The sequence below is a fragment of the Pseudomonadota bacterium genome (genome assembly GCA_026388255.1).
In the GTDB taxonomy this organism is placed as follows: Bacteria; Desulfobacterota; Syntrophorhabdia; order Syntrophorhabdales; family Syntrophorhabdaceae; genus JAPLKB01.
In genome coordinates this window covers 1-19771 of sequence record JAPLKC010000042.1, presented here as the reverse complement: position 1 = coordinate 19771, position 19771 = coordinate 1, and the positions used below count along the sequence as shown (strand labels likewise).

Annotated in this window: 22 protein-coding genes; 16 read left to right on the top strand and 6 right to left on the bottom strand. The window is 44.4% G+C overall.

Going from position 1 to position 19771, the window contains the following annotated elements; genetic code table 11:
• Positions 1–33 precede the first annotated feature (33 nt).
• Entirely contained in the window at positions 34–276 is a 243-nt protein-coding gene (locus tag NT178_05305; protein MCX5811948.1) for a hypothetical protein, read from the top strand.
• Positions 277–288: 12 nt separating this feature from the next.
• Positions 289–1218 carry a YihY/virulence factor BrkB family protein gene (locus tag NT178_05300; protein MCX5811947.1) on the top strand — a complete coding sequence of 310 codons (930 nt, stop codon included), beginning with the start codon at positions 289–291 and terminating at the stop codon, positions 1216–1218.
• Here NT178_05300 and NT178_05295 read toward each other — a convergent pair.
• Positions 1215–2321, bottom strand: coding sequence for an NAD/NADP octopine/nopaline dehydrogenase family protein (locus NT178_05295; protein MCX5811946.1), 1107 nt, complete (start codon positions 2319–2321; stop codon positions 1215–1217). The two genes, NT178_05300 and NT178_05295, sit on opposite strands and share 4 nt — an antisense overlap.
• Positions 2322–2597: 276 nt before the next feature.
• On the opposite strand from NT178_05295, the gene NT178_05290 reads away from it, so the two are divergent.
• From NT178_05290 to NT178_05255, 8 genes are all read left to right on the top strand, one after another.
• The gene (locus tag NT178_05290) at positions 2598–4049 is read left to right on the top strand and encodes an MFS transporter (protein MCX5811945.1); all 1452 of its coding nucleotides are present in this window, start codon (positions 2598–2600) and stop codon (positions 4047–4049) included.
• A 200-nt stretch (positions 4050–4249) separates the two neighbouring features.
• The gene (locus NT178_05285; protein MCX5811944.1) at positions 4250–4876 is read left to right on the top strand and encodes a hypothetical protein; all 627 of its coding nucleotides are present in this window, start codon (positions 4250–4252) and stop codon (positions 4874–4876) included.
• On the top strand, positions 4812–7214 hold the full coding sequence (locus NT178_05280) for an AAA domain-containing protein (GenBank protein MCX5811943.1): 2403 nt from the start codon (positions 4812–4814) through the stop codon (positions 7212–7214). Before NT178_05285 ends, NT178_05280 begins: the two co-directional genes overlap by 65 nt.
• A 437-nt stretch (positions 7215–7651) precedes the next feature.
• Positions 7652–7894, top strand: coding sequence for a type II toxin-antitoxin system Phd/YefM family antitoxin (locus tag NT178_05275; protein MCX5811942.1), 243 nt, complete (start codon positions 7652–7654; stop codon positions 7892–7894).
• Positions 7888–8154: a Txe/YoeB family addiction module toxin gene (locus tag NT178_05270; GenBank protein MCX5811941.1), complete on the top strand. Its 267-nt coding sequence runs from the start codon at positions 7888–7890 to the stop codon at positions 8152–8154. Before NT178_05275 ends, NT178_05270 begins: the two co-directional genes overlap by 7 nt.
• Before the next feature lie 365 nt (positions 8155–8519).
• On the top strand, positions 8520–8747 hold the full coding sequence (locus NT178_05265; protein MCX5811940.1) for an addiction module protein: 228 nt from the start codon (positions 8520–8522) through the stop codon (positions 8745–8747).
• 2 nt (positions 8748–8749) lie between these two features.
• On the top strand, positions 8750–9055 hold the full coding sequence (locus NT178_05260; protein MCX5811939.1) for a type II toxin-antitoxin system RelE/ParE family toxin: 306 nt from the start codon (positions 8750–8752) through the stop codon (positions 9053–9055).
• A gap of 207 nt (positions 9056–9262) precedes the next feature.
• Entirely contained in the window at positions 9263–10150 is an 888-nt protein-coding gene (locus tag NT178_05255; GenBank protein MCX5811938.1) for an epoxyqueuosine reductase, read from the top strand.
• A 24-nt stretch (positions 10151–10174) separates the two neighbouring features.
• Here the strand turns inward: NT178_05255 and polA are convergent, their stop codons facing one another.
• The 3 genes from polA to NT178_05240 form a co-directional block, all read right to left on the bottom strand.
• Positions 10175–12769 carry a DNA polymerase I gene (gene polA / locus NT178_05250; protein ID MCX5811937.1) on the bottom strand — a complete coding sequence of 865 codons (2595 nt, stop codon included), beginning with the start codon at positions 12767–12769 and terminating at the stop codon, positions 10175–10177.
• A gap of 96 nt (positions 12770–12865) precedes the next feature.
• Positions 12866–13315, bottom strand: a complete 450-nt coding sequence (locus tag NT178_05245) for an Lrp/AsnC family transcriptional regulator (GenBank protein MCX5811936.1) — start codon at positions 13313–13315, stop codon at positions 12866–12868.
• A gap of 73 nt (positions 13316–13388) precedes the next feature.
• Positions 13389–13523 carry a hypothetical protein gene (locus NT178_05240; GenBank protein ID MCX5811935.1) on the bottom strand — a complete coding sequence of 45 codons (135 nt, stop codon included), beginning with the start codon at positions 13521–13523 and terminating at the stop codon, positions 13389–13391.
• A 516-nt stretch (positions 13524–14039) separates the two neighbouring features.
• Here NT178_05240 and NT178_05235 point away from each other — a divergent pair.
• Together NT178_05235 and NT178_05230 are read left to right on the top strand one after the other, a co-directional pair.
• On the top strand, positions 14040–14942 hold the full coding sequence (locus tag NT178_05235) for a DUF333 domain-containing protein (protein MCX5811934.1): 903 nt from the start codon (positions 14040–14042) through the stop codon (positions 14940–14942).
• Between the two features lie 107 nt (positions 14943–15049).
• Positions 15050–15295, top strand: a complete 246-nt coding sequence (locus NT178_05230; GenBank protein MCX5811933.1) for a hypothetical protein — start codon at positions 15050–15052, stop codon at positions 15293–15295.
• Between the two features lie 110 nt (positions 15296–15405).
• On the opposite strand, the gene NT178_05225 is transcribed toward NT178_05230, so the two are convergent.
• Positions 15406–15657: a GIY-YIG nuclease family protein gene (locus NT178_05225; GenBank protein MCX5811932.1), complete on the bottom strand. Its 252-nt coding sequence runs from the start codon at positions 15655–15657 to the stop codon at positions 15406–15408.
• 80 nt (positions 15658–15737) lie between these two features.
• On the opposite strand from NT178_05225, the gene NT178_05220 reads away from it, so the two are divergent.
• Positions 15738–15920, top strand: coding sequence for a hypothetical protein (locus NT178_05220; protein ID MCX5811931.1), 183 nt, complete (start codon positions 15738–15740; stop codon positions 15918–15920).
• 101 nt (positions 15921–16021) lie between these two features.
• Here the strand turns inward: NT178_05220 and NT178_05215 are convergent, their stop codons facing one another.
• The gene (locus NT178_05215; GenBank protein ID MCX5811930.1) at positions 16022–16228 is read right to left on the bottom strand and encodes a cold-shock protein; all 207 of its coding nucleotides are present in this window, start codon (positions 16226–16228) and stop codon (positions 16022–16024) included.
• A 604-nt stretch (positions 16229–16832) separates the two neighbouring features.
• On the opposite strand from NT178_05215, the gene plsY reads away from it, so the two are divergent.
• From plsY to NT178_05200, 3 genes are all read left to right on the top strand, one after another.
• Positions 16833–17423 (top strand): glycerol-3-phosphate 1-O-acyltransferase PlsY, encoded by a 591-nt coding sequence (gene plsY / locus NT178_05210; protein ID MCX5811929.1) that lies wholly within the window; start codon positions 16833–16835, stop codon positions 17421–17423.
• A 50-nt stretch (positions 17424–17473) separates the two neighbouring features.
• Positions 17474–18739: an MFS transporter gene (locus tag NT178_05205; protein ID MCX5811928.1), complete on the top strand. Its 1266-nt coding sequence runs from the start codon at positions 17474–17476 to the stop codon at positions 18737–18739.
• 127 nt (positions 18740–18866) lie between these two features.
• The gene (locus NT178_05200) at positions 18867–19418 is read left to right on the top strand and encodes a CoA pyrophosphatase (GenBank protein MCX5811927.1); all 552 of its coding nucleotides are present in this window, start codon (positions 18867–18869) and stop codon (positions 19416–19418) included.
• The last annotated feature ends 353 nt before the right edge of the window (positions 19419–19771 follow it).

The following is a 19771-nucleotide window of genomic DNA, read 5'->3' as shown; positions in this document are numbered from 1 at the left end:
GCAAAATCTCCGGGCAAGCATTATATTTATTACATGACTGGCGAAGAAAGACATTTAATTAATGTTCACGCAAACGAGGTCTTCCACGGAAGGACGATTCGTCAGGAAACCCCTGTTTGTTATTGCGGTAAGGCCTATAATGAAAAAACGCTTTATGATGCGCCCGGGGTCTTTTTCAGGGATATTGATATTTTTGGAAAAACATTCACCCTGATAGAACCGATCTGCCCGATATGTAAGCAGAGAATTCAGGCAAGCTTCCACATACTCAACTAAAATAATGTGGATATGAGCCTTACAAAATTCGGGCAATTCACAAAACAAAATCTGTTTCTTGTATGGAATATTGTTGTAGAACTTTTCAAGAAATACCAGAGGGACAACGCAAATATCATTGTCTCATCCATTTCTTTCTACATCCTTCTCACATTTATCCCCTTTACGCTCCTTTCAATTTATATCCTTGGTCATGTAATTGATATAAGCAATCCCGGGATACATGTGGAAAAATTTCTCAGAAATATCCTGCCCGATCCATACAATACGATCATTGTCAAAAAGGTGATTAAAGAATTGAACGTAATCTCAGTCACAAAAAAGCTTTCAGGACCCCTGGGACTCATTTTCCTGTTTTTCTTTACAACAAAGCTTTTTTCCGTTATAAGGCCTTCCTTTCGATTAATATTCGGCAAACATCCTGAACGTTTTTTACGGGCAAAAGAAAAGGAGCTGTTTTTTGCCTTTATCTTCTCCATTATCCAAGCAATGCTTTTTTTCAGTTTCATTTTCAGCGTCGTTATCCGTACAAAGGTTGTGGGAGTACTCCCTGTCTTTCTTTCAAAAGCGCCCGTGGCTTTTATATTTTCGGTTCTGGACATGATGCTTACCTTTGCCATGTTTTATTTTCTATATTATTTTCTCACCCCTGTCAGGAAATCAAAGAGAATTGTTATCCTTGCAGGCGCAATAGGAACATTATTCTGGCATCTCGGGAAATCTTTTTTCAAATATTATATTCTGCATCTCGGTAAATTTACTGCTTTTTTCGGCGCCTACGGTGTGTCTATCATTTTTCTCTTCTGGGTCTATTTCTCTGTTTTTGTTTTTATCTCATGTGCCGAACTTGAATCAATACTATTACAGAGGCTAACGCCTGTCCGCCGTAGCGACAGCGAAGGTGGGACGCCCCTTACAACAACAGCAAAGACAGTGGTTTAGCTTAAGGAATGGGTACCATGTATGGCATAGTCAACCAGTTCTTTGATCGACATTCCTGTCAACCCGAGCTTATCGGCAGTGCGTCCTTCTTTCCAATAATCAACCCCGTTTGCCATGCAGGCAATATTTACGATTGCATCTATCTTCGGGGTAGGCATACCAAGGAGTTTTCCGATGCTTGCAACCGTTACCAGTCCGAAGGGCACATCCTCTGTAATATACCTGACCTGAAGATTCTCGGGAGCCATAAGCACGTTGTGGGCGCTGATCTGATACATTACATCATAGGCCTTTTCCCCTTTGACTCTGTAAAGCATTGACATGGTATCCTTAAAGGAAAAGGTCTCATAGCAGATTTGCCGGGCAACTGACATGCGTTCCTCATCTACTGCCTCCATGATGCGTGCAATGGAAGGAGTTATATCATAATGAGAACTGCGATACGGCCCCATCTGTTCGATACGGCTCATATTAAATATTGTGCTGATCGGATGCAGGATAATGCCCGGGGCGTCAATGCTCGTCTGAAAAACGCTTAGCGAGGGAGACATCTGCGGGTATATATCCATGAGGGTCATCAAGGCTTCGGCAGTACGTTCTGACGGAAGTGCCGAGAAAGGAAGTTCCTTTTTTATTCCTTTGATGTCTACATGTCCTAAACCCCTTGTCCTGGCAGCAAAGATAAGAGAGCTTGTCTCGCCAATGAGGAAATCGTCTGTTCTGCGGGCCTGACGCAGCATTTGCGCAAGCGCCAGGGTGCCGAACTTGCCGGGATTGAAAACAACGATCTGTCCTTTTTCGCCATGTTCCGTAATAAGCCGCATATAAGGCTCCTGAGCAAAGGCCGGGACCACGATCATAATAACCTGAGCCCCTTTGATGGCTTCAACACAGTCGGTGGTAAGCATGGCCGGTTTGGCAAATCCTGTCGGAACGCCGGTAGATGTCATGCCTTCTACAACAATACCCCCGATGGCCTGTAAAAGCTTCAGATTCGCAGAATGCTCCTCCACCGCAGCCAAACATATTTCATGCCCTGCCAATGTCAGATCCCCTGCTATTGCCTGGCCCCCGTGTCCTGCTCCAAAAATAGTAATTTTCATGGTTTTCCGCTCTCTTCCTCGGTTTATTTTATGTTTCCTGACATCCTTTATAATTGATTGATGCAATGTAATTACCTGATAAATAATATTGCTTTAACATAGATGTCAATATATATTTAAAAAATATTGCGCTCCTGTATTTCGGTCGTATCGATAGGCTTCAGGGATGTATTTGTAATAAGTTATGAAAAGATAGTCTTTATCTTGTACGGTATGATCGGCAGAAATCTATCGCATTAATTTTTTGCGCATTGATTGTTTGAGAGGGCAGCGAAAATGGCAGATGATCCGAAGAAACAAAGGCTAATCCTTTACAGCATTGCCTTTGCCACTTTTATAGGCAATCTTGATTATTATATTGTAAATGTCGCATTGGTCGCCATTGCCAATGATTTTCAGGCAACAACCGGCGATGTGTCCTGGGTGCTCCTTTCTTATCAGCTTACTATTACCTCTTTTCTGCTTCTTTTCGGTAAACTTGGCGACAAGTTTGGAACGAAGCGGGTGTTTTTGTTCGGTTTTTTGATGTTTTCAATAGGGTCTCTTGCCTGCGGTCTTGCATCTTCATTATTTGTTCTGGTTTTAAGCCGTGCCCTCCAGGGATTGGGGGCATCGGTACTCTATTCCATGCCGCCGGCAATGGTTACCAAATATCTTCCTGAAAATAAACGGGGTTATGCCTTTGGCATCCTTTCAACAACAGCAGCCATCGGCATGATTCTCGGGGCGCCGCTGGGCGGTATAATCACCGGATATTGTTCGTGGCGCTGGGCATTCTTAATCAACATACCCATTGGCGCCCTCGCAATCTACATTGCAAACAAGATGTTGCCCGGAGATAACGTACGGGAATCCGGAAAGCCTTCGGAAGGTTTTGATACCTTTGGCGCCTTTTTTTCTTTCGTTGCTACAATCAACTTTTTCTATGCCTTAAGCTCAATTGGCGTGAAGGGCTGGACATCCCCTGTCATTCTTACCTGTCTGGCAATATCGATCATGAGCATTTTCCTTTTTATAAAATGGGAAAGAAGGCATCTCAGCCCTCTTGTGGATATTACTCTCTTCAGAAATCGCACATTTGTTGCGGAAAATGTCTCATGCGCGCTGGCCTATGCATTTCTGGCAGGCAACAACTTCCTCATGCCTTTTTATTTACAGGCTTTCCAGGGCCTGTCTCCACAGAAAACGGGGATGGTTTTTATACTCTATTCTCTTGTATACATGGTTACCGGGCCTGTTGTCGGCAAATTGCTGAACATAGTAAAACCGAGGATATTATGTTCTGTAGCAATGTTTTTTGCTGCCTTTGCCATCTTCGGCTTTTCTGCTTTTTTTACAGCTTCAAGCCTTATTCCGGTTTGCATCTTTTTTGCTTGTAACGGCTTTGCCATGGCAACATTCGGCACAGCAAACAATACCTCTGTCATGGACTCTGCGCCGAAAGGCAAAGAAGGCATGGTTGCCGGCATTCTTCGCATGATGATGCGCCTCGGCATGGCAGTGGGCGTATGTATGTTTGAGATGGTTTTTTCACGGGCTATTCTTGACCATGGTGCTGTTGCAGGCAATAATCTGGCCTTATTGCCCCCGGATAAATTATCCTCAGGCTTCTTCTACAGTCTCATCGCCGCCGGTGCTCTATGCCTCATAGCGGCTATCCTTCCGTTGCTTTCAGGAAAAAAGAAGGATAACCGGAACGGCCCGGCCCAAAACCTTCCTGCGTCATAACCGTCCTAAATAACGAATGTTCTGCAACAAATAATGAGATAAATAGTTGATTTAATTGTTGCATTTTTACGGGAGACCCATGTATTCTTAAAAGAAAGGGGAACTTCGTATATTAAATTGTTGTGCGACTATATGAAATATGACATCATGGTATTTTTTCCTTTTGAGCATACTTCTGGATAGATGATAAAAACGTAAATATGCCCTCTACCATTATCAAAGAGTTTATCACAGCCCTTGACCAAGAAATTGCCGCTATCAAGAGAGGCAAGGGGGGAAGCATCGTCAAAGTATTTAACGGCCGCTTCCTTCGTGAGGTCTCGGGCCTTTTTGTGTATGTCTTCAATCTCGAAAACTTTTTGGCTGTCCTGGATGATTCTCCTGCTGAAATAGAAATCCGCGGCAACCGATACCCCGCACAGGTTCTGCTGACGCAGGGGTTGGAAGTAGAAATTGGGATTGAACGGTTTTGTGGGCAATATGTTTCAGAGGCCAAGCTTCAAACCAATCTGTGGTACCTGCTCGATTTACTCAAAAAGAAGTTTACCGAATTGCAGAATGGCACCGCCCCTGCTGTCAGCGAAGCTCTCCTGAGCGGCATATCCGCTACAATACCGGGCTTTGAAAATATGGTATCATGCGGAAACTGTGGAACCAAAAATAGACTGACAAATTATGTATCGTCACAGACTCCAATCTGCGGCAGGTGCAAGCACGAAATAAGGCCACAGTATTCACTTTCTGCAAGACCACCTGGCTGTTATTTGGGGTCCACCGGGAACAGGCAAAACCACGACCGTAGCGCAAGCCATAGAAGCCCATCTTAATGCTGGACGGCGCGTTCTTCTTGTTTCACACGCCAATGCTGCTGTTGATGAGGCATTGGAGGACGTTGCCGAACAGTTAAGGGCTACGCCCTTTTACAATGAGGGCAAGCTCGTTAGGCTTGGCATCCCACAACCCAGCCACTTGGAGAAACTGACTGAGAAATTTCCTTTGGTGTTGCTGGACAAGATTGCAGAAAAACTCGGCGAGTCATTATCGAAGGAAAAGCGTGATTTGGAGGAAGAAAAGATTCGGCTTGAGGGCATTCTCGATCAATATGACACCCTACTTCAGGTGGTTCAGACTGTCAGAACCCTATCTTCTGAACTGGCTGCCCTTATATCTGAACTATCCGGACTATCGGGCAAGCTTTCTGTTACCAACAATGAACTTGGGCGATTGGAAGAAACGCAGACAAAAAACAGGGAAAGATTGACTGAGGCTCAATCATCGGGCTCGATAAAGAGATTCTTCAAAGGTCTCGATCCTCATAGAATTCAGCGAGAGATTGATCAAACGAGTATAGCTATTGACTCCAAGAAAAGGCTTGCAAAAGAGATAACCGACCGCATCCACATGCTCAAGGATTTGCAGATTATAAAAGAGAAGGAGGTTGAAAGGGCGAAAGCAGCAGCCGACAATCTCTTGGCTCGGGCGAGGGTCTCCTTTGCGGAAATGGAAAACAAGAAGAAAGAAATGACATTGAGAAAAGATGTGATCCTGGCAAGGCTCGCGGAAATAAATCAGCAACTGGATGAAATCCAGAAAAGGATTCTTTCCGAAGCAAGGCTTATTGCTACCACTTTGACAAAGACATTTACGGCAAAACAATTTCCGGATACACCCTTCGACGTGCTCATCCTTGATGAAGCCAGTATGGCACCATTACCGCAACTATACTGGGCGGCCAGCCGATGTCGTGGATACATCACTATTGTCGGAGATTTTCTCCAACTTCCACCTATCTGCATTGCAGAAGAAGATATGGCCCAAAAGTGGCTGGGGCGAAGTCTCTTTGATGTTCTGGGTATTGACCAGGTGAAAGAGGCTATCCGGGATAACCGGGTTACGTTTCTCGACACACAGTACAGGATGGCTCCGGAGATTTCCGCAATTCCAAATAGGTTTTTCTATCAAAACATGCTGAAGGATGATCCGAGTACAAGCAATCGAAGCCTGGATGACGGTGTTTCAAAATCACCACTTGTGCTGATAGAGACAGGGGCAATGAACCCGTGGTGCAGTCGGCTTTCCACGGGCGGACGGTTCAACCTATATAATGCCTTGCTCTGCTGTACGCTTGCCAGAATGATTATCCCTAACGCTGCTGACGGCAAGATTGGGATAATAACCCCATATGCGGCCCAAGCGCGCTTGATAAACAAGATAGCAAAGGATTGGGAAATACTGGACAGCATACGTACAAGTACTGTTCATCGCTTTCAAGGCGGGGAAGAATCGATAATCATCTTTGATACTGTTGAGGGGTCGGGCACCCGGGTTGCACCCATGCTTGACGACAAGAAGCCCGATTCTGATGCAAAGTGGTTGTTGAATGTCGCAGTCACGCGGGCCAAGTACCGGTTCTATTTGGTTGCGCACACGAAGCACCTGCTTTCGGATTTGCACGCAGATTCTTTCCTATCAAGGATGATCCAGCACTTCTATGGTAATGCACAACAAATCGCATCGGAAAACCTTGTGGACAGCTACTTCACAAATGATTTTGAAAGGTGGGCTGATGCCCTCCTGTCAACCGGCGGAAACCCTGACCCTGTCTATGGTCACATGTATACAGAAAGAAACTTTTGGGCCAAATTCTTTCAGGACATGCGGACTATCCAACAGCGACTCATGATCCTCAGCCCTTTCCTTACAGTAAGGCGCAGCAGCACCTTTATGAATTTCTTCAAGGCTATGAAAGGGAGGGGTATAGATATCCGGGTTTATACGCGGCCAAGAAATCAGCAGACTGGTGAGATGGCAAACCAGGCGGATATTGTAATCGACCAACTACGCAGTATTGGTGTCAATGTCGTTGAGCGGCGCAGCATGCACCAAAAAATAGCGATTATTGATGACACCATAGCTTGGGAAGGCAGCCTGAACATACTCAGCCACAAAGATACGGAAGAACACATGAGACGGTTTGAGGGCCCTTCAACTGTTGAAGAAATTATCAGAAACTTAGAATTGGATGAAGAGAACCCCACTGGAAAACAAACGAAAGAACCATGTCCAACGGAATGCGGAGGATACCTTGTAGTTCGTAGTAAATATGGGAGAAAATTTTTCGGTTGTTCAAATTACCCAAGATGTCGGTATACCAGGGCCCTGTGAAGATCTACCACCAAGGCAAACAAAGTTTGTTCTGGCTTGGGTGGCGAGGGGGATATCTTAAAACATTAAATAACTCTGGAAACAGGGGTATCATTGAAGACGGGGAGTCAATGATTGACCGTGTCGGGCGATTACGGATACTGTATCCTAAACATTTACACCAACAGTTGGTGTAAAACAGGAAATCTCTGCAAACCTAATACTGGACTTGCTTTAGGACGCGTAGTCTTTTTTCTCTCACTGTGAGAGAAATTACCCCATCCATAGAAAAACTTCTTCGAAAGAGGGGTAAATGAAACTCCCGACAGCAGAGCTTCGAGAAATCTATTGATTGGAAGAAAGAGGAACTTCGTATATTAAATTGTTCGCCCTCAAGTGACTTGACATTTACTCGATGCTGACGTACCATATGTAGTACGATAAGGAGGCGACGAGAAATGACAATATTATCGGCATCAGAAGCAAGAAGACGGTTATATAACCTGGTCGACGAAGTAAAAGAAACCCACGAACCGGTTCAAATTGTGGGGAAGCGCAGCTCCGCTGTTCTGATCTCGGAGGAAGACTGGCGGGCAATAGAAGAGACTCTTTACCTCACTTCTATTCCCGGCATGCGTGAATCCATCAAGAAAGGTCTTAAAACTCCCGTTGAAAAGTGCGCCGAGGAGCCGGGCTGGTGAGTTGGCAACTGGTCTTTACCAAACAGGCTCAGAAAGACGCAAAAAAAATAGCTCAGTCGGGTTTTAAGCTTGCGGCTTTGAAGTTACTTGATACCCTTAGTAAAGACCCTTACCAGAATCCACCTCCTTTCGAGAAACTGGTGGGCGATCTCTCCGGTGCATATTCCCGGAGAATTAACATACAGCATCGGCTGGTCTATCAGATTCTTGATGATCAGAAAACTGTAAAGATTATTCGGATGTGGACACACTATGAATAATAAGAGCACATGGTAAAACCAGTCGCTTGAGCCAATCGGCAGGAAAAGAGCCTATCTCTCGGGTGGAAAAATAATATTTCATAAAAAGGGGGTGGTGGTAAAATGAACGATAATCTGCAACATATCGAGAAAGGAGCATGGATACGGAGGGTAATCGAAGATTTTATTCAATCCCCCAGGAAACAGAGACGATGAAGCTAAAAGACATAAAAAAGGTTACAATGCCATGCAGCCAATCGGCCATAAAGCCGGCCTCTCGTTGATGGGTGTGTTATGCCAAAGAAAAATCATGTGAAACATTAGAGAATTTTTAATGATTATGTTAAATTATTATCATGTTATTAACATTTGGGAGGTTATGATATATGCCAAAACATGCTGAGAGCATTCTTGCCGAGGCGCTTGAATTGCCGCCAATGGAAAGGGCCGAGTTGGTTGAGAACCTTCTTTCCAGTTTTGAGTTTCAATCGAGAAAATTCATTGATACATTATGGGCTCAAGAAGCAGAAGACCGAATAGATGCATTCGAGCGCAATGAAATGACCGCAATTCCGGCAAAAAACGTATTCGCCGAAATCGAGAAAAGCAAATAATCATGGAAATTGCTTTTCTCCCACCTGCCAAATATGAACTGACTGAAGCTATATCTTATTTCAATTCACAGAGCGAAGGTCTCGGTTATGAGTTTGCTGCGGAAATCAAGAGGACGCTTGAACGAATAGCTCAGTACCCGGACGCATGGTTTAAACTGTCAAGTCGTGCTCGCCGTTGCAGGACCAATAGGTTTCCTTATGGGGTCATCTATCAAGTTAGAAAAGAGACCCTGCTCATCGTTGCGGTTATGCACTTAAGCAGAGAACCGGAAACATGGAAGTTGCGACTCAAAAAGAAAGAGTTATGAATGACCGAACGGGGACACAGGTAACACTTTTGTATTAACCCATAGACACTTCAAGGAGATTTCTATGGGTTGGGAAGGAGTTACTATCATTAACCAGAGAGTAAGATTCATAGCAGAGTAACTGAATGAGTATTTCGTTAGAGTACTATTGAGTATCGAAAAATAGTTATCAGGTAGAAAAATAATATTTCATAAGAGGGTAGTCTAATGAACGATAATCTGCAACATATCGACAAAGGAGCATGGATACGGAGGATAATCGAAGACTTTATTCAATCCCCTGAAAATACCCTTGGAAATAGTTCCAACGACAGGGCTTTTGACAAGCCCATCGTAGGATATGCCAGCGGAGATGACCCGATCTTTGAGGAATTGAAAGCAGATATCGGCCCCTTTTACTTAACTCCAAAGGAGGTATTCGAAAAAGTCTATCCCGACGCTGGTGCGCAACCTGAGGAGTTGACTGTCATAAGCTGGATATTGCCTCACATAAAACAGACAAAGATGGATAACAGGAGAGAAAAGACCTACCCTTCTGAGCGGTGGGCAAGAGGAAAAAAGTTCGGCGTTCCCGTAAACATGAAGCTTCAGAATCATCTGATAAAGATATTGGGAGAAGTCGGCTGCAAGGCTATGGCGCCATGCGTCCCGTCCCACTGGTCGGAACAGCTATCCGAGAAATACGGCTATGCCTCGACCTGGTCTGAAAGACATGCTGCATATGCCGCGGGACTTGGTACCTTTGGACTCTGTGACGGACTAATCACGCCTGTAGGCAAGGCAATGAGATGCGGCTCAATTGTGGCGCAAATTACCATCCCCCCTACAAAGATACCTTACAAAAAACATACGGAATACTGCCTTTTTCTGACGGGAGGTGCCTGTGGACTTTGCATGACCCGATGCCCGGTAGGGGCTATTACGGAAAAAGGTCATGATAAGAAGAAATGCAGAACCTACTGTGACGGAATTTGCACCGAATATGCAAAGACACACTTCGATCTTGAAATCAATGTCTGCGGCCTCTGCCAGACAAAAGTCCCATGCGAGTCGGGGATACCTAAAAGGAAAACGAGCCGTGGAAAAGCAACATAGAGCGCTTCAAGGAGTAGCATAAGGCTAATCGTGGGCTTCCGTCCAGTTCCTGCCCTTGCCGAGAGATACCTTCAGGGGTACGGCAAGGTTGATTACATGCTCCATCTCATGTCTTACGATCTTCTCCATATCAGCAAGCTCATCCTGCTTCACTTCAAAGACAAGCTCATCGTGAATCTGCATAATGAGCCTTGAGGCAAGGTTGTTTTCTTTGATCCTTCTGTGAATATTCACCATTGCCATTTTGATGATATCCGCTGCCGTGCCCTGGATCGGCGTATTCATGGCAGCCCTTTCGCCAAGCTGCCGTATTGTTGCATCACGATTATTGATCTCCGGTATATAACGAACCCTTCCAAGGAGTGTCCTTACAAAACCTCTTGATCTTGTCTCTTCCAGCACTGACTCGATATAGGCTTTTACGCCCTTATATCTTACAAAGTACTCGTCTATATAATTTTGGGCATCTCTTTGCGGTACGCCAAGCTCTTTCGAAAGTCCGTAGCCGCTCATGCCGTAAACTATCCCGAAATTTATCACCTTTGCAGCCCTCCGCATCTCCTGTGTCACCTCGTCTGCCTGTACCCCGAAAACCTCCCGTGCTACATTTGTATGGATATCTTCATCCTTCAAAAAGGCATCAATCAAAAGCTCATCCTGCGAGATATGGGCAAGAATCCGCAGCTCTATCTGCGAATAATCCGAGGAAAGGAGTACAAAACCTTCTTCGGGTACAAAAGCCTCACGTATTTTCCTTCCTTCTTCGCCCCGTATGGGGATGTTCTGGAGGTTCGGATCGCTGCTGCTTAATCTCCCTGTGGCAACGACCATCTGGTTAAAAGAGGCGTGGATCCTCCCTGTATGAGGGTTCATAAGGGTGGGCAGGACATCGACATATGTGCCCTTCAGTTTGGTAAGGGTCCTGTATTCGAGAATCTCCTTTGGCAGCGGGTGAACCAAAGAGAGTTTCTCAAGGACCTCTATATCCGTTGAATAGCCTGTCTTTGTTTTTTTACCGGGCAGAAGTTGTAACTTTTCAAAAAGGATGCGGGAAAGCTGCTGTGGAGAGTTAATGTTGAAAGGCTCGCCTGAAAGGCTGTAAATCTCCTTCATAATGCCGGTAAGCCTTTTGTCAAAATCCCTTGAAAGTTCGGCAAGCATCCTGCGGTCGACTTTTACTCCGGCATATTCCATACTGGCAAGAACTTCTACAAGGGGTATTTCTACAGTACGAAAGAGGGTTGCCAGGCCCAGCCCTTCCATTTTCTCAGTCAGTATGTCTTTCAGCTCAAAGAGATATTGAACGGTTTCTGTAAGGGTATGTCTTGCATCACCGGGAGATATATCTGCATCGAGATACTCCTCTACTATGGCGCCGATCCCATAGTCTTTTCTCAGCGGGTTGAGCAGATATGATGCGAGCATGGTGTCGAAAAAGCGGTGAAAGGTAAAAGGTAAAAGGTGAACGGTGAAAGGATTTAAAACTTCGGTTTTATTTAATGAAAAGAGTAAAATCGGTTTGATATTGTGGACTACGATCTCTTCTGCACTGCCTATGATGTCAACCAGCTCATCCTCATTCCGGGAGAAGTACACTCCTTCATTGTCAAATGCAGCAAATCCGTCCAAATGTATGTCATAGGGGTTTTTACCCTGAAAACTTGTAACAATTGCCACGCGTTTTCTTTTTAAGGAGGAAAGTTCTATTTCCTGCGATGCCTTTTTCTTTGTGTTCTTTGCCTCAATCTCCTTATAGAGCGAAGTAAACTCAAGCTCCCGGTAAATTCTCCTTAAGGCATTGGAGTCCTCTTCCTTTTGAACCAGATGCTCAACCTCCTTGCCTATAGGGACATCCAGCCTGATCGTTGCAAGCTCCTTGCTCATATAGGCCAGGTCTTTGCCGGCAATAAGTTTCTCTTTTACCGATGCCTTTTTCACTTCTTCAAGGCGCTCATAAATCTCGTCGATTGACCCTATGCTGTCTATGAGTTCTTTCGCCGTCTTTTCACCGACACCGGGTACGCCCGGTATGTTGTCCGAGGCGTCGCCGCATAATGCCAGAAAGTCTGTCATAAGGGCGGGTTTAACGCCGAATTTTTCTATTACTTCCTGCTCCCCTATTAACAGGTTTTTCATCGTATCACGGATAAAGACCCTGTCCGATACGAGCTGCATCATATCTTTATCGCCTGTAACAATATATATCTGTGCATTTTCTTCCCTGAACTTTTCTGTTATGGTGCCGATAATATCGTCGGCCTCAAACCCCTCCTGTTCAAGTACCGGTATGCCCATAGCCTCCATGACCATCTTTACATATGGAATCTGGACAGAAAGGTTGTCCGGCATGGGAGGTCTCTGCGCTTTATATGCCTTCGAGATTTCTTCGCGGAAGGACGGGGCCTTTGAGTCGAATACTACAATCAGGGTGTCCGGTTTTTCTTCGTTCAGGAGTTTCTTCAGCATACTGATAAAGGCATATGTAGTATTGGTTGGTATGCCTTTCGAGTTGGACATATACGGCGTGGCATGGAAGGCCCTGTACAGGTAAGAATGGCCGTCAACCAGGAAGACCCTTCTTGGATTTTGGATTTCAGAGTTTTTTAATACTTCATTCATAATTAGCAACCTTATAAAACTTATTTTAACAGCCGCCGGTAGTCACCGGTTTTAACCTGCGGCGCCTGGTATGCGCACATCGTGCATTACAATGGTTCACACCGGGAAATAGGTTTTTATCTTGAATACCTTTTTTTCAGGGAACCGGTAAATTTTGATTGCGTACTTATTCTCCATGTCTGAAAGGAAACCTTCAATTTCATCGCTTGTTTTTGCAGCAATGGTAAACCAGATATTCAAATCGCCGTCCCTCTCGTAGTTGTGGGTAACGCCGCTGTGTTTATTGATCTCATCTACAAAGTCCATTAGCTTGCCTTCATCCACGTGAACCCCGCAAAGAGTGCTAACGTACTTGAGTTTCTTTCGTTCAAGGATAGGGCCTATCCTTCTTATATAGCCATCGTTTTTCAACCTTCTGACCCTTTCGATCACCTCTTTCTCTTCCAGGCCAAGGGGCTTCCCCACTTCGGCAAAGGGTCTTTGGGCCACAGGAAATTCCTCCTGCATCATATTCAATATTTTTTTATCAAATTCATCCATTGCCATCGTTTTGACCTTTTTATTTTTATACCAGTTTGTGCTTGAAAAGTAACGACAAAAGGGAAAACAAAGTAACCCTTCATTTATTATACTGGAAAATATCTCTTCCGTTCACCAACTCAGGGTGTCGTGTCATAGTATACGTACACCACACCATGGCCACCCAGCTCTTAAACACCGATACCTCTCCACCATCCAGGACCTTCCGGGGCATGGCCGCCTCATCACGACCCAGCGATATTGTAGGGTGTCGAACCTTGAAAGTGCAGCGGGACTACTGTAACGCAATTGATACCAATTCGGATTTATAGATAGCACCCAGAGGGTACCCGGGCAACGAGGAACACCCGCGAGCGGGTACCCGGAAGCAGGCGTGCTTTCCGGTACGTCGAGGAGAGTGACGACAAGGTAACGAAGTTATATGATTGAAGGCGAATTGGTATGAGGTGGGCATGCAGCGGAGTCGGGCAGGAGGTGGGAATAAATGGTTACTCCAAATAAGACTGAATGTGGTGGATGATCATATGCTATATTTACAAGAAGAAGGTGCCGTGAGTGAGAGGAAAACAGGTTTTGTTACGTATAGCTGTAATTGAGTTTTTCACAAATAAGCAATTTATGCCATCTTTGAAGCGGCAATGAAGGAAACTATAAAATTTTGTTGACATATTTGCACACAATATAAAAATGAAACAATGATTTATACGAAAAGCGGGTAAGGAGGTTTGCTATGTTTCACACAATATATCGAGTTTTTAAATTGGTGTTAGCTCTTTGTCTTGTTGTAACAATGGTTAGTTACGCTTTCACCACAGAACCACAGCCTGCGCCTGCGCAGAAGCCGGCAGGACAGATCGCCAATCCTGCTTCTGAAAACTGTATCAGGCAAGGCGGCACACTGGTAATTAAGAAACACAACGATGGCGGCGAATATGGCGTGTGCATATTCCAAGATAACAGGCAATGCGAGGAGTGGGCTATGTTCCGCGGCGAGTGTCCGGTCGGAGGTATCAAAATCACCGGCTATGTCACCCCTGCAGCTCAGTACTGCGCTATCACAGGAGGAAATTATAAGGTCAAGGGTAACAGTAACACAGACAAAGAGCAGGAAACCTGTACATTCAAAAATGGAAAAATCTGCGATGTGTGGAATTATTATACTGGAAAATGCAATTCCAACATCGAGGCGGGGCAATCAACATATAATAACCCCTTTGCATACTGTGCAGCAGTAGGGACCATTGACACGCCAGATAAGCGATACAATGGCGCCAAGATCCCGAATTCTATTATTCAAGGCATAATCCGGCAAGGGATCGTGTCCGCTGATGCACCAATAGAGTTCCAACAGAACATAGTGTGGAGGTGCATGAATCATAAGGTATGGGTTTGCCAATTTGGAGCCAATATCCCTTGTCTGGAGAAAGCCGACATGTCACAGGCGCCGACCCCCGGGATGGTAGACTATTGCAAGACAAGTCCCACAGCGGATAACATCCCGGCTTATGCGACAGGACGAGCAACAGCGTACGAATGGAGGTGCAGGCATGGAAAGCCGGAAGTAGTCAGGCAACTTTTTAAGAGTGATCCGCAAGGATACCCGACTGTCTTTTGGTATGAACTAACGCTATAGTGAGATTTCATGAGGCAAGTTTATAAAATCAACTGTCTTGCTATTTTGAAACTATTACTGTAAGGTAAACAAATCTTGCCGATAAAATATCTCAAAGGACAATTTCTATGAGCTTATGCAAATACTGTAGCAAAGATATCGAAGACCAGAAAACAACAACCTGCTTTAACAGCTATGTTGATTTCGAAGATAATAGTTCATGGCCGCGGGAAGTATATCCTGAAGATGAAAAAGAAAGATGTTCAGTCTGTAATGTTGTCCCCGGAGCAATCCATCATAAAGACTGTTATATGGAGAGATGTCCGAAATGTGGCAAGAGGCTTGTTTCCTGTGGATGTCTGATAAAAAGATAAACCGGCAAAGAAATAAATGAAGACCAGGCGGGCCTTCGGGTCCGCTTTCTTTTTCTTAATGAAAATCGCATGAAAATTGAAAGCAAGCGAGACAGATATAGAAAATGCGGTTACCGGAAGTTTCTTATGAGCAGCAATTTCTCTGCTCTGGATAATTTCTTTATCTCTGCTTCTCGCTTTAAGGCAATAGAAGGAGTGGAACATGCTTCTACATAGACCAACCTTACGGGCCTACGGCCCCGTGTATACTTTGCGCCTGCCCTGGTATTGTTATGCTCCTGGATTCTCTTTTCTATATTATTGGTGGTACCTGTGTATAGGGTTTTATCGGAGCATTCCAGAATGTAGACGTAATTATTCATGGGGTGTCTTATTTTTATTGACACGTTCCGGATAGGCAGGTAAGGTAATACTACTCAATAACCGAATAGGAGAATCAACCATGGCTATGAAAGTTGAAATCAAAGATAACAAACTCTTCATCGAAATTGACCTGGAAAAGCCAACACCGTCATCATCCGGCAAAACCCTTGTAGTAGCAAGTACGCATGGGAATACCGTTACCACTGCTGAAGTGGATGGTAAGCCTGTTACCATAGGGCTGAATGCTTATATTAAACGCTGAGTTGCTATTACCCCATGCCGTTGATCTTGGCCACTTTCAGGGACACCGGGTTAATTTATCCTGGTCTTCCTTGCAGGCCTAAAATATTAAAACCCCTATAATCAGTTCTTCAGCTTGCGAACATTCTCAGCAGCAGGACCCTTGGGGCCCTGGACGATATCAAAACTGACAAGATCACCCTCGGCCAGCGATTTAAAACCTTCTCCCTGAATCGCGGAATGATGTACGAATAGATCCTTGCCACCTTCCTGCTCGATAAAACCAAATCCCTTTGCATCATTAAACCATTTAACTTTTCCTTCTGGCATCTTTAATACTCCTTATGTATTGGGTTTCTCCGTGAAACCATTTGTAACATCAGAACAAGTATGTATAATTATTTTTGAAAATGCAAGATTATTCCATGTTCACCATCAGGTATTGATGAAATGATCAAGTTTTTCATGACTCTGCCGGATTTTTGATATTAGAAAGTTATTGTTTTGAGTCTCAACAACAACCTTTACGTATCAAACATATCATTCCTATCTATCTTCAACATCACCATTACATGCCATCCGATTCCACTTCCAATAAAATAGTAAGGAAAATCTGACCAGGCAAAAGTGTTCCCCGATATGGTTTTGCCTTTGGGAAAACAAAGAGAAATACCAGATACCAGAACATCTCGTAGAATACACCGCATTACAAATCATTTACCCACTGAGAAGCTGGACCTGAATAGAATTTACTGTAAAAGCCTATGGGGACAAGGATTATGAGAGAGATCAGTATCTTATTCTCAAATGGAAGAAAGGTGATGCTTTTCCCGTAAATCATATTGTGGTGCACTTGATTATCTGTTGTCAGGAAACTCCGGACACAGCCTTATTGACAACATAGGATGTTTTTTATTAATATCCTTATTAAACAATGACCATATATATCCTTTATATTGTACTTGCATACCTTATCGGCGCCATACCTGTTGGCGTAATCCTTTCGAAAATAAAGGGGATTGACCCGAGAAAGACCGGGAGCGGCAACATAGGCGCTACGAATGTCATGAGGGCGGCAGGTAAAGCCTTTGGTCTGCTCACGCTCATAGGGGATGCCCTGAAAGGACTTATCCCGACCTTAATAGCTATTAATTCCGGATTACCCTCTCCTGTAATCGCTGCAATCGGATTGGCCACTTTCCTTGGACACCTCTTTCCGGTTTATCTGAAATTCAAAGGAGGCAAAGGTGTTGCCACTGCTCTCGGTGTCTATATCGCAATAAGCCCGTATGCAATATTGATAAGTTTTATTATTTTTATACTGACGTTTTTAAAATGGCGTTTTGTATCACTGGGGTCGCTCATCGGGACAGCCGTCATGCCTTTTGCTCTGTTAATATTGAAGGCGCCAATGGAATATACCTATCTTTCTCTGGTTGTAGGCATATTAATATTCATAAAGCACAAGGATAATATCAAAAGGCTTATCGCGGGCAAGGAAAACAGATTCGGCCGTTCAGGCTGATCATTCATATGCGGAAGTTACATCAACAACCCGGCATGCTTGACAAATACTTGAACAAAACATTGAGATACAGATGGATCATATTCTGGATCCTTGCCATACAATACCTGCTTGTCTATTTCCACAGGGTTTCACCGGCTGTTGCAGCCCCGGAACTGATCAGGACATTTGACATATCGGGGGCACAGCTCGGTGTGCTCGCCTCAGCATATTTCTATTCTTACTGTATCATGCAGATACCTGTCGGTATACTTGCCGACGCCTGGGGGCCGAAAAAAGTTATAACCCTGTTCAGCCTCATCGCTGCCCTTGGCGCTGTTTTATTCGGGTTTTCGCCGAACTTCAGGTTCGCAATTATTGCGAGGATATTTGTCGGGCTCGGCGTCTCGGCGATCTTCATATCGTCTATGAGGTTGCTCGCCAACTGGTTCAGGGCAACTGAATTCGCAAGAGTCTCGGGCGTCCTCATGGCAGTAGGCGGTGTAGGATGGCTCACAGCAACAACACCCCTTGCCTTTCTTCTGCAAGGCTTCGGGTGGCGGGAATCGTTTATAACAATAGGGATATGTTCTTTGATACCTGTCATCCTTACAAGCCTGTTTGTCGCCGATACGCCAGAAAAAAAAGGCTTACCCGGCATACTTACCGAGCCGATAGCCTATTCGGACAAGACAAACAAAAAAGTAATGGATGACTTAAGACTGATTTTAAGGGAAAAACATTTCTGGGCTATCGCAATCTGGTTTATATTCCGGGGAGGCGCTCTTTTCGGCTTTTTCGGTCTGTGGGCAGGCCCCTATCTTATTGATGTTTATAAGCTTTCCAAGCAGACCACGGGAAATATTCTCTCAATGATTGCCTTTGCCATGATATTTTTGAGCCCTGTCCTGGGGCATTTTTCTGATAAGACGCTCATGAGCAGAAAGAAGGTGCTGGTCAGCACTTCAATTCTTAATTCGATATGCTGGCTTTTCATGCTTATCTTCTACAATAATCTATCCATATTAGGGCTATATATAGTCTTTTTTGTTATGGGCATTACGATAAGTTCAGTCGGCACTATAGCAATTGTTGCCACAAAAGAACTTTTCCCGCCTGAAATTGCGGGCACTTCCATGGGAACCATGAATATATTCCCATTCATCGGAGGGATCATGTTCCAGCCTCTTATGGGTTATGTGCTTGATAAGGCAGGTAAAATTCAAGGCATGTACCAACCGTCCGCCTATAAACTTATGCTATGGATCTTTTTTATTACAAGTCTTCTGTCCCTTATCAGCATCATGTTTTCCAAGGAAACACTCAAAAAGAAATAATAACAAGTTTCATCCAAGCCGACACTTTGGAAATGGAATTAGGGCAAGTATTGAGGACAACCTGGGCACCCGGACGATCTTGTTGATTTTACATTGATTTCATAAAAAAATCATTGTTAAATAGGGTATGATCTCTCTTATTAAAGAAAAACTGAATAGTTATATTGGAAAGATATTGGAAAGCCCTCAGGATATATGCGCAGGCGTTATGATACCGATATTTGAAAAGGACGGGGAGACATTTATTGTCCTCACAAAAAGGACTGAAATGGTAAAAGCGCATAAGGGTGAAGTATCGTTCCCCGGTGGTATGTGTGAAGACGAAGACAGCAGCAAGCTTAATACTGCCCTGCGGGAATGCTTTGAAGAGATAGGCCTCAGAAAAAAGGATGTCAGGGTGATCGGAAAGTTAGATGATATGATAACTTTTACAGGTTTTGTGATATCACCTTATGTGGGTATTATGCCATATCCATATACATTCAAGACAAATCCACAGGAAGTAGCATACCTTATATATTTGCCTCTCAAGTTTTTGATGGAAACCGATCCTGTTATGGAACAAGCCGAATATGAAGGCAGGGTCGAGCAGGTTCCTTCATTTCATTACAATGGTGACCGGATATGGGGCGCTACGTGCAGGATACTCCTCCAGTTCAGGAACATCCTGAAATCATAATAGACCTGTTGAGCCCGAAGCGCTGCCTTTGATCGATCTCGTCAAGAATCCTTGCCTCATAGATTACGATGCCGGGTTGCGCAAGTCCTGGCCCCATAATGTCTCACGCAAGGGCAACGCTTCTCTGCGGGGCAAAGGCGTAAAGCTCCGGGGGCGGCAGAATGAAATCTGTGTTATGGTGGAACATAGCATCAGAGGTTCACAAAAGGCTTCAATGTCAAGAATAAACGGCCTGTTGCCCAAATCCCCTTAACCTTTGCGAGGGTAGTCCAACTATTTTGCTACAATGTCCACAATAGTATACAATAAACTGGCATTTTATGCCTTCATATGATACAATAACTCATCTCAAC